The organism is Streptomyces bambusae, from assembly GCF_019400985.1.
GTDB lineage: Bacteria > Actinomycetota > Actinomycetes > Streptomycetales > Streptomycetaceae > Streptomyces > Streptomyces bambusae_A.
The window spans coordinates 1-9,824 of sequence record NZ_WTFF01000272.1 but is presented as its reverse complement, the minus strand read 5'-3'; the positions used below and the strand labels follow the sequence as shown (position 1 = coordinate 9,824).

Below are 9,824 nucleotides of genomic sequence, written 5' to 3'. Positions count from 1 at the left end.
CGTACTGTCGTCGGCAGCAGCAGCTGTGTAGAAGAGACAGGTCCTGGTGCGCGGGGTCGGCGGGCCCGGCCGGCACTCCCCGTTCGCCCGGTCCGCCCGGTCCGCCCGGCAGGCCCGGCACGCCCGACCTGTCGTAGGCGGGCGCCTGCTCCAGGACGGCGTGGGCGTTCGTCCCGCTGATGCCGAAGGAGGACACGGCGGCGCGGCGGGGCGCGCCGGTGGCCGGCCAGGGCCGGGCGCGGTCCAGCAGCCGTACGGCACCGGCCGACCAGTCGACGTGCGGGGTGGGCTCCTCGGAGTGCAGCGAGCGGGGCAGCACGCCGTGGCGCATGGCCATGACCATCTTGATGACGCCGCCCACACCGGCCGCGGCCTGACTGTGGCCGATGTTCGACTTCAGCGAGCCGAGGTGGAGGGGCCGGTCGGCGGGCCGTTCCTGCCCGTACGTCGCCAGCAGCGACTGCGCCTCGATGGGGTCGCCGAGCGGGGTGCCGGTGCCGTGGGCCTCGACGACGTCGATCTGGTCCGAGGTCAGCCGGGCATCGGCCAGCGCCGCGCGGATGACGCGCTGCTGGGAGGGCCCGTTGGGGGCGGTCAGCCCGTTGGACGCGCCGTCCTGGTTGACGGCCGAACCGCGCAGCACCGCCAGCACCGGGTGGCCGTTGGCGCGTGCGTCGGACAGCCGCTCCAGCAGCAGCACGCCGACGCCCTCGGACCAGCCTGTGCCGTCGGCGTGCGCGGAGAACGGCTTGCAGCGGCCGTCGGGCGCAAGGGAGCGCTGCCGGCTGAACTCGACGAAGGAGGCGGGGGTGGACATGACGGTGGCGCCGCCGGCCAGGGCCAGCGTGGACTCGCCGCGCCGCAGCGACTCGGCGGCCAGGTGCAGGGTGACCAGGGAGGAGGAGCAGGCCGTGTCGACGGTCAGGGCCGGGCCCTCGAAGCCGAAGGTGTAGGAGACGCGGCCGGAGGCGATGCTGCCGGCGCTGCCGTTGATGACGTAGCCGGCGAGGTTGTCCTGTCCCTCCAGCAGGCCGGCGTAGTCGTGGTACATCACGGACAGGAACACGCCCGTACGGCTGCCGCGCAGGGCGGCGGCGTCGATCCCGGCGCGTTCGACCGCCTCCCAGGAAGTCTCCATGAGGAGCCGCTGCTGCGGGTCCATGGCCAGCGCCTCGCGCTCGTTGATCCCGAAGAACGCGGCGTCGAAGTCGGCCACGCGCTCCAGGAAGCCGCCCTCACGGGTGTACGTGGTCCCGGGCCGGTCGGGGTCGGGGTCGTAGAGGCCCTCGGCGTAGCGGCCCCGGTCGGCGGGGAACGGCGAGATCGCGTCGACGCCGTCGTCGACCAGCTGCCACAGCTCCTCGGGGGTGGTGACGCCGCCGGGGTAGCGGCAGCCCATGCCGATGACGGCGATGGGCTCGTGGCGGGCCTCCTCGGCCTCGTGGAGCTGCTGCTTGACGTGGCGCAACTCGACGGTGGCGCGTTTGAGGTAGTCGCGGAGTTCTTGTTCAGTCGCCATCGGCAAAGCCCTCTTGGGAGTCTCGTGTCGTGGTGGACGCGGCGGACGCGGCGGACGCGGCGGATGCGGCGGATGCGGCGGATGTGGCGGACGCGGCCGGGACGGACAGGAGCGACAGGCGGCTCGCGGTCCGGTTGATGTCGAGGGGCAGCCGGTCGCCGCGCAGGACGTCGTCCAGCGGGGCGGCGCCGACCAGGACCAGCCGTACGTCGCGGTCGCACAGCACGTCGATCAGGTTGGCGAACCGCTGGGCGGCGTCGCCGTTCCCGGTGGCGAGGCGGGGCAGGCCCGACAGCACCCACCGGGGGAAGCGGTCCACCAGGGCGAGGTAGTCGCCGGTGGAGTGGGGGCGGTCGCACAGCTCGTGGAAGTCGAACCAGACGGTGTCGCCGCGCACCGCCCGGGCGGGCACGGTCCGGCCGGCGACGGCCAGGTCCTGCCGCTCGCCGTCCGCGGGCGGCTCCAGGTCGTGTGCGGCGAGCTGCTCGGGGGAGCCGGGCCACAGGTAGACGCCGCGTTCGAACTCCGAGCGGGGGGCGCCGGAGGCGTACTGGGACCGGTAGTCCTGGCCGCCGCCGAGCTCGACCACGTCCATGCTCTGTTCGAGCAGGGTGATCGTCGGCTTGAACATGTCGTGGAAGACCGGGTTGGGCAGCAGGCCGGCGGGCGGGTAGTTGGACGTGGTGAGCAGGGTGATCTGCTGGTCGAGGATCGACCTGATGACCCGTCCGATGAGCATGGCGTCACCGGCGTCGTGGACGTGGAACTCGTCGAACACCAGGAAGCGGCAGTCACCGAGGAGTTCGCAGACGGCGTGGTCGATCGCCCGGGAGTCGTCGCGGTGGCGGGCGTAGGCCGCCTGGAGCTCGCGGAAGAAGTCGTGGAAGTGCAGGCGCCGTTTGGCCGGGACCGGTACGGCGTCGAAGAGGGTCGTGGTCAGCCAGCTCTTGCCGCGGCCGACGGAGCCCCACAGGTACACCCCTCGTGGGGGTCTGGGGCGGCGCAGCAGCCCCCGCTTGCGGGAGACGTCGCTGCCGAGGCGGGCGAGCCGCTCGGCGGCCTGTCGCTGGGCACTGTCGAGGACGAAGCCGGCCTGGTGGGCCGCGCGCTCGAACTCCTGTATCACGTGATCTTCACCGGTTTCCCCGTAGGCATCGAATCCAAGATTCGATCATGAACGCCCCGGGTCCCCACCCCTAATCCGCCCTCCGCCACCCCACTCCGCGGGGCCCCTTCGCGGGGCCTGGTCGGCGGGTCGGCCTTCGGTGGCTTGCCCTTCCACAGCCCGGCCGGTCCCGCCACGCACTCCCCTCAGTTCAGGTCCGCTCGGTTCAGGTCCGCTCGGTTCAGGTCCCCTCAGTTCAGGTCCGCCCGCGTCGGCGTCTCCCCGAGGAAGCCCCCCGACTGGTGCTGCCACAGCTTCGCGTAGGCCCCTTCGGCGATGAGCAGCTCCTGGTGGGAACCCTGTTCGACGATCCGGCCGCGGTCGAGGACGACGAGTTGGTCCATGGTGGCGACCGTGCTCAGCCGGTGGGCCACCACGAGCGCCGTCCGCCCCTCCATGAGCCGCCACAGCGCCTGCTGGACGAGCACCTCGCTCTCGGAGTCCAGGGCACTGGTCGCCTCGTCGAGCAGCAGGATCGGTGCGTCGCGCAGGATCGCCCGGGCGAGGGCGACCCGCTGACGCTGGCCGCCGGACAGCTTGATCCCGCGCTCGCCCACCATGGTGTCGAAGCCGTCGGGCAGCGCGTCGGCGAACTCCGTGACGTGCGCCGCCTCGGCCGCGCGGCGGATCTCGGCCTCGGTGGCGTCCGGCCGGGCGAAGGCGATGTTGTCGCGCAGCGTGCGGTGGAACATCGCCGGGTCCTGGGGCACGTACGCGATCAGGCTCCGCAGGTCGGCCTGGCACAGCCGGCTGATGTCCTGGCCCCCGATCATGATCCGGCCGCCGTCGATGTCCGTCATCCGCAGCAGCAGCCGGGTGAGCGTGGTCTTGCCGCCGCCCGACCGGCCGACGAGCCCGATCTTCGTCCCGCTGGGCACGGCCAGGTCGAGGCCGGTGAAGAGCGGCTTCGCGCCCCCGTGGGCGAAGGTCACCTTCTCGAAGCGTACGTCGGCGTCCTTCGTCCGCAGCGGCTCCGGCTCCGGCGGGTCGAGCACGGTCGGCGGGGTCAGCAGCAGTTCGGTGAACTGCGCGGCCTCCGTCATCGAGCTCTCCAGGCGGCGGTAGATCTGGTTGAACTCGAACATGATCCGCGTGGCGCTGGAGTAGTAGGTGAAGGCGACGATGACCGCCTCCACGCCGTGCTCCCCCGCGCCCAGCGCGAGCGCGAGCAGCAGCCCCAGTACGTTGGTCAGGACGGACATCGGCGCGACCAGGGTGTCGATGCGCAGGTTGCCGTAGTCCCAGGAGCGCAGCATGAGCCGCCGCGACTCCGCGACCCGGGACCGGTGTTCGGCGGCCTCACGCTCCTCGGCGGCGAACGCCCGGACCGTGTCCATGTTCATCAGGCTGTCGGCGACGTGGCCCGACACGCGGGCGATCGCCTCCTCGCGCTGGTCGACGAGCGCCTGGCGGCGCCGGATCAGTGGCCTGACGCACAGCGCGGTCAGTACGATCATCACCAGGAGCCCGACCACGAGCAGCGGTTCGTAGAACCACAGCACCACCGAGGCGAACATCAGCGGCACGAAGCTGCCCAGGACCGAGAAGGTCAGCGTGTCGACGAACTCCTCGAAGCGGGAGGCGAAGCTCAGGACCCGCTTGGTCAGCGACCCGGCGAAGTTGTCGTGGAAGAACGCCGCGTCCTTGGCGAACAGCTCGTCCATGCCGATCACGTACAACTGCTCGATACCGAGGGCGTCGAGGCGGTTCAGGCAGTGCAGGCCGATCCGCCAGAGCCCCTCCGCGAGCAGCAGGACACCGCCGAAACCGAGGACGTAGGGCAGCATCGAACCGATGTCGGTGGCGGCGTCGGCGCCGTCCCCGGCGATGCGGCCGACGAGCTTCGCGACGACCAGCGGGGCGATGTAGTTGATGCCGATGTTGCCCAGCGCCGGGAGCAGCATCGCGGGTACCGTCAGCCGGCGCAGCCGGGCCAACTCCCGTCCGTAATAACGTAGCGCGAGAAGTACCGGACCCCGGCCCGGCGAACCTTTGCGCGATTCAGGCAATCCCATCCCAACCCTGCTTTGTCGGACCGAAAGGGCAGGATCGGCAGTGTCCCGCAAGCACGCGTGCGCAGTCCAAGCGTTTTTCGCGAGCGGTGCGGGAGGGTCGCGCGTCTGACTCAGCGTCCGTCCAGCGTCGCCGGGGTCGGGCCGTCGGGGCGGACGGTGATGGTGTAGACGGCCCCGTCCGGCGTGGAGTGGAAGCGTGGGGTGTGGGCGGGCAGCAGGTGTTCGAGGAGGGCCGTCGACTCCCGGAGCGCGAACTGCAGGCCCAGGCAGGCCCTGGGCCCGATGCCGAACGGCAGGTAGCTGCCCGGGTCGGCGGGGCGGCGGCCGGGGGTGGTGAAGCGCCCCGGATCGAACCGCCCCGGGTCCTCCCAGACGCCCGGGTCCCGGTGGGTGAGGTAGGGGCAGACCAGGACGTCGGTACCGGCCTCGACCCGGTATCCGGCGAGGACGTCGTCCTGCGCCGCGCAGCGCGGCAGGATCCAGGCCGACGGGTAGAACCGCAGCGTCTCGTGGACGAGGGCCTGGACGGCCTGGCGCCGTTCGGCGGAACCCGCGGGCCCCGCGGCGAGCGCCTGCTCCCGCGCCTGCGGATGGCGGTCCAGCAAGAGGTGGAGCCAGGTCAGGGTGGTGGCTGTGGTCTCGTGCCCCGCGACCAGCAGGGTGACCAGCTCGTCGCGGATCAGCCGGTCGGTGTACTCCGGGCGGGTGTCGGACGCCTCGATCAGGACGTGCAGCAGCCCCGGGCCGTCGGGGCCCGCCTCGCCTTCGCGGGCGGCGGCCATGGCGCGGCTCGCCACGGCGTCGATCCTGGCCAGCTCGGCGGCGACGGCCCCGCGCGCGTCGGCGCCGTCGGCGGGCAGGCTGGGCAGCGCGGCCACCACGGCGGGTACGGCGGCCAGTTCGGCTTCCGTGCCCGGGTCGAGCGGATGCCCGGTCAGGGACCGCCAGATGGTGTCCAGGGCGAAGCGGCGCATCTCGTCGCCGACGTCGAAGACCTCACCGGTGCGGGCGTACGCGGCCCAGCGCGCCGCGGCGGTCCGCGCGGCCTCGGCGATCCGCTGCTCGTAGCGGCGCATCCCCCGGCCGGTGAACTGGGACTGCAGCAGCCGGCGTTGCCGCTGCCAAGCCTCGCCCGTCGCGGCCAGGACACCGTCGCCGATCAGCAGCCGGGCGCGGTGCGAGCGCTTGACGTACCGTTCGGGCCGGAGCGCGAGCACGTGCTGCACGGCCCGGGGAGCGGTGACCAGGACGGTCGGGCGCGGCCCGAGCCGTACCGCGGCGACGCCGCCGAGCCGCTCCTGCGCCTGGGCGAAGAGATCGACGAGCTCCCCTCCCCCGGCCTGCCATGCCCCGACGAGGGCGGGATCCAGCTCGGGGACGGGCCGACCGGCCTGGGACGGGCTCGGGCTCGGGAGGGGGCCGGGGCGGGCGTGGGTGGCCACGGGGCTGCTCCTGTTCGGCGGCATTCGGGCTACGGGCTACGACGCTTCGGGCTACGGCGCTACGGGCTGTGCGACGGCAGTTCGTCGAGGCTGACCGGGGCACGGCGCACGGTCCGGGCATCACGCACTGTAGGGGACTGGACGCGGCGGGCGACAGCCCGCCCTCTCGCCCCGTCCCGCCCCCCGACCCTCCCCCTGCCGCCCCCGAAGTGCCGCCGGGTCACGACAGGTTGCACTCGGGCCGGGGCGAGTTGGAACGATTGACCGGTTCGTCCCTGTGTCGATCCTGCGGGCTTCCTTAAGGGAACTTGAAGAACCCCTCCAGACGGCTGTTTTGGCTGGTCATCAGCCTAGGCTCGGCCGCGGATCCCCCTCCTCCCCTTCCCCTGTGAGGTGTTACCGCATGAGCCGCAGCCAAACTCCCGATACGCCGACCCGCGTCGAGGCGCGACGCAGGAAGACGGTGCGCACGCGCATCGTGCTGTCGGCCACCGCGGCGGCCGCGGCAGTGGCGGTGGTGGCGGTCGGGGTCGCGGTCGCGGTGGGCGACGCCGGCGGTGACGCCCACGGGGACCGGCGGGCCGACGCCGCCGGCCCGGCGTCCCGGGCGGCGGGCACCGGCGACGGGACGGCCACTCCCACCCCCACCGCCCCCGAGGCTTCGGCCACGGCGAGCCCGAGCCCCTCCGCCACCGCCGATGCCAGCGCCTCGGCATCCGCCACTCCCACGAAGCCCGCGACGGCGGAGGGCAGCACTCCGGCCACGTCGGCCTCCACCCCGGCCGACAAGCCCGCCCAGAAGCCCGCCACGACCACGGGCGGCGGCTCAGGGGGTTCCGGCGGGTCCGGCGGTACGGGTGGCTCCGGCAGCTCCGGCGGTTCGGGCGGCTCCGGCGGCACCGTGAACTCCGACGCCGAGTCCAGGGTCCTCGCCCTGGTCAACAAGGAGCGGGCCGCGGCCGGCTGCGGCGCCCTGAGCATGAACTCCAAGCTGAGCGCCGCCGCACGGGGGTACAGCGACACCATGGCCCGCAGCGGGGTCATGTCCCACACCGGGCCCGACGGGTCGACCATGACCAGCCGGGTGGAGGCCGCCGGCTACAAGTGGTCCAACCTCGGCGAGAACATCGCCCGCGGCCAGGCCGACGCCGACGCGGTCATGAACGCCTGGATGAACAGCTCCGGCCACCGCGCCAACATCCTCAACTGTGCCTTCAAGGAGATCGGCATAGGCGTCCACAAGGGCGACGGCGGCCCGTGGTGGACGCAGAACTTCGGCGCCCCGAGGTAGCCCCGGCCGGCCGGCCCGAGCACCCGACGACCGCCACCCCCCACCGGCCGCCTGGCGGCCCCACGTCCTCCTGCCCACACCCGGGCAGGAGGACGTCGGTGTTTCACCCGTCGGCCCGTCTGCCCGCCCGCCTGCCCGCCTGCCCGCCCGCCCGCCGCGGCCCGGCCCCCGGGGGTTCCGGAGGACTCCGGTCCGCTCCGGGGGGAGCCGGTGACGGGCCGGTCGGCGCGTCCGCCACTATGGGGCCGTGCCAAGACTTCCGCGATACCTGCTCATATGGCTGTCGTGCACGGCCGCCAGCGTGACGGCCGTGCTCGCCACGGTCCAGTTCGTGGTCGGCACGACCAGGCACACTCCGCCGGTCGCACGGTCGGCCCCGACGGTCGTCGAGACGCCGCCGGCCTGGCAGGCGGGGAGCCCGGCGCCGAGCCCGTCCCCGACCGCGTCCGCCTCCGCGAGCGCCTCGCCCTCGGCGACGCAGCGACCGTCCCCCTCGGCCACCCCCACCCCCGCCAAGGCCTCGCCGGGCCGGACGACCGCGCCGAAGACCGACGTCGACTGCGAGGAAGGCGGAGCGGGCCTGCACACCGTCCCCTCGCAGGGCGGCAGGGCCACCGTGCGGTACGGGAGCCAGGGTGTGTGCCTGATCTCGGCGGTGCCCAGTCGCGGATTCAAGACCACCACCACGCAGACCTCGGACGACACCCTCACGGTCACGTTCACCAGCGCCGACCACCGCTCGGTCATCACGGCGACGATCGACCCGGGCGCAAAGGCCACGGTCCGCGAGTCCTCGCTCTGAGGCGTCCTCCGGACGCTCCGCACCTGGGCAGGACCTGCCGGGCCGGACCCGCTCGTCGGGCGCCTGAACCGGGCGTTAGCCTCGGCGAATGACTCCTGCGCAGCCTCCGAAGGTCATCACCCGTCACCGTGACGGGCGGATCCATGCCTACGTGATCGAATCCGGTGCTTCCGGGACGCTGGAGCCCGCCGCGGTGTTCCAGCCGCAAGCTGGTGACGAGGCTGTGGAGTCGGTGGTTCGGCCCGATATGGAGCGGGTCGTGTACACGACGCTGAACAGGGTCGTCTGCCTCACGCGCGCCGGTGACCTGGTGTGGGCGTCGGCCTTCGAGCCGCACTCCGACGTGCGCCATGGTCACCGGCCCGGCTGTGCGCTGTCCGTGGACGGCCGGACCGTATGGGTCTACCGGCCGGACGCGATGGCAGGGCGCGGAGGCGGAGACCAGTGGGTCGTGTACGACGCCGACAGCGGGCAGGTCCTCGCCCGCCGGGAGCTGGAGACCGTCGGGCACGGCGCAAGCCACCACGTGCACCCCGTGGACGGCAGCATCTACCTCGACGTCGGTGAGGGCCAGGACGGCTCCGTCATTCTTCGGGGTACGGCCGGGGCTGACGGCGAGGTGGAGTTCGTGGCGTATCCGTGGTGGGACCGTTGCCTGATCGACCTGGCGCCGGGCGGGGAGCAGTTCATGACCGTCGACCACGGGCAGGCGGACGTCGCCTTCCACCGCCACCCCAGCGGCGACGTCCTCTTCACTCTTCCCGTCGAGGCCTTCGGGTACGACCCGGAGGAGACCTTCGTGGAATGGAGCGGCGGCTATCTGACCCCGGACACGGCCGTGGTGACCCTCGGCGGTGAGACCGAGGACGGGGAGGAGTGGTTCCGCTTCCACCTGATCGACGTGCGCACGGGCAGGATCAGCGGCGAGATGGCCGCCGAGGCGGCCCACCCCTACGACGTGGAACCCCTGGGTGACGGCTCCTGGCTCACCGACGGCCCCGTCCGCCGGTTCCGGGCTCCGGTGCCGTCCACACCGCCGCACCCGACACGCTGACGGAGATACGCCTCAGCCACCCCGGCACACCTGGTGCCCCGGCACTCTTTCGCCTGGTTCGCGGCCATGCATCCCCTCCTGCACCGGGTTCCGGCGAAGCGGAAGGTGAGCTCTTCCTTAGGGCATCCTCAAGATCGCGCCGAGGCGGTTCCGGCGGGCCGGGGGAGTCCTATGCTCGCGTCAGCCGAGCGGCCTTCGGCGCCGGGGCGTGACACCCCGGCGCAACGCCGCGCCGTCGGTTTCACCGAGCGGGGGGCGTTCCGCCCTCTCCGCAGTCCGAACCGTGCCCTGGGGTGTCCTCGCCATGACTTCTCGCATGCTCCGACCCGTCCGCGCCGACCGCCGTACGCCGCCGTCCCGCCCCGTCGCGTCCCTGGGGGCGCGACTGCCGATGGTCGCCGCGGCCGTGGTCGCGGCGGGGCTCACCGCCGCCTGCTGTCCCTTTTACACATCTGACGCTGGCGGCGGACCTACGCGGGTGCGCTCGGGGTGTGGTGCCTGCGCTGCAGTCATAGCACACGCATGATGGTGCAGGA

General features: G+C 72.9%; 7 protein-coding genes. 3 read left to right on the top strand and 4 right to left on the bottom strand.

The genetic code is table 11. The features are described 5' to 3' along the window. From GPJ59_RS28090 to GPJ59_RS28075, 4 genes are all read right to left on the bottom strand, one after another. A partial coding sequence (locus GPJ59_RS28090) for a type I polyketide synthase (protein WP_219670499.1) occupies positions 1-1,519 on the bottom strand: 1,519 nt, incomplete at its 3' end. Beyond that, positions 1,509-2,645 carry a cell division protein ZapE gene (gene zapE, locus GPJ59_RS28085; RefSeq protein WP_308120527.1) on the bottom strand — a complete coding sequence of 379 codons (1,137 nt, stop codon included), beginning with the start codon at positions 2,643-2,645 and terminating at the stop codon, positions 1,509-1,511. The genes GPJ59_RS28090 and zapE, both read right to left, overlap by 11 nt. Before the next feature lie 230 nt (positions 2,646-2,875). Further along, positions 2,876-4,699, bottom strand: a complete 1,824-nt coding sequence (locus GPJ59_RS28080; RefSeq protein WP_219670498.1) for an ABC transporter ATP-binding protein — start codon at positions 4,697-4,699, stop codon at positions 2,876-2,878. A gap of 110 nt (positions 4,700-4,809) precedes the next feature. Next, entirely contained in the window at positions 4,810-6,141 is a 1,332-nt protein-coding gene (locus GPJ59_RS28075; RefSeq protein WP_308120525.1) for a cytochrome P450, read from the bottom strand. A gap of 403 nt (positions 6,142-6,544) precedes the next feature. Here GPJ59_RS28075 and GPJ59_RS28070 point away from each other — a divergent pair, with 403 nt between their 5' ends. The 3 genes from GPJ59_RS28070 (at position 6,545) to GPJ59_RS28060 (ending at position 9,288) form a co-directional block, all read left to right on the top strand. Next, the gene (locus GPJ59_RS28070; protein WP_219670496.1) at positions 6,545-7,432 is read left to right on the top strand and encodes a CAP domain-containing protein; all 888 of its coding nucleotides are present in this window, start codon (positions 6,545-6,547) and stop codon (positions 7,430-7,432) included. 247 nt (positions 7,433-7,679) lie between these two features. Continuing rightward, entirely contained in the window at positions 7,680-8,234 is a 555-nt protein-coding gene (locus GPJ59_RS37855; RefSeq protein WP_258025032.1) for a hypothetical protein, read from the top strand. 88 nt (positions 8,235-8,322) lie between these two features. After that, on the top strand, positions 8,323-9,288 hold the full coding sequence (locus GPJ59_RS28060) for a hypothetical protein (protein WP_219670495.1): 966 nt from the start codon (positions 8,323-8,325) through the stop codon (positions 9,286-9,288). The last annotated feature ends 536 nt before the right edge of the window (positions 9,289-9,824 follow it).

What these genes read in the sequence shown, in the direction of transcription:
- GPJ59_RS28060 (WP_219670495.1), top strand. Translation starts at nt 8,323, where the DNA reads ATGACTCCTGCGCAGCCTCCGAAGGTCATCACCCGTCACCGTGACGGG.
- GPJ59_RS28070 (WP_219670496.1), top strand. Translation starts at nt 6,545, where the DNA reads ATGAGCCGCAGCCAAACTCCCGATACGCCGACCCGCGTCGAGGCGCGA.
- GPJ59_RS28080 (WP_219670498.1), bottom strand. Translation starts at nt 4,699, where the DNA reads ATGGGATTGCCTGAATCGCGCAAAGGTTCGCCGGGCCGGGGTCCGGTA.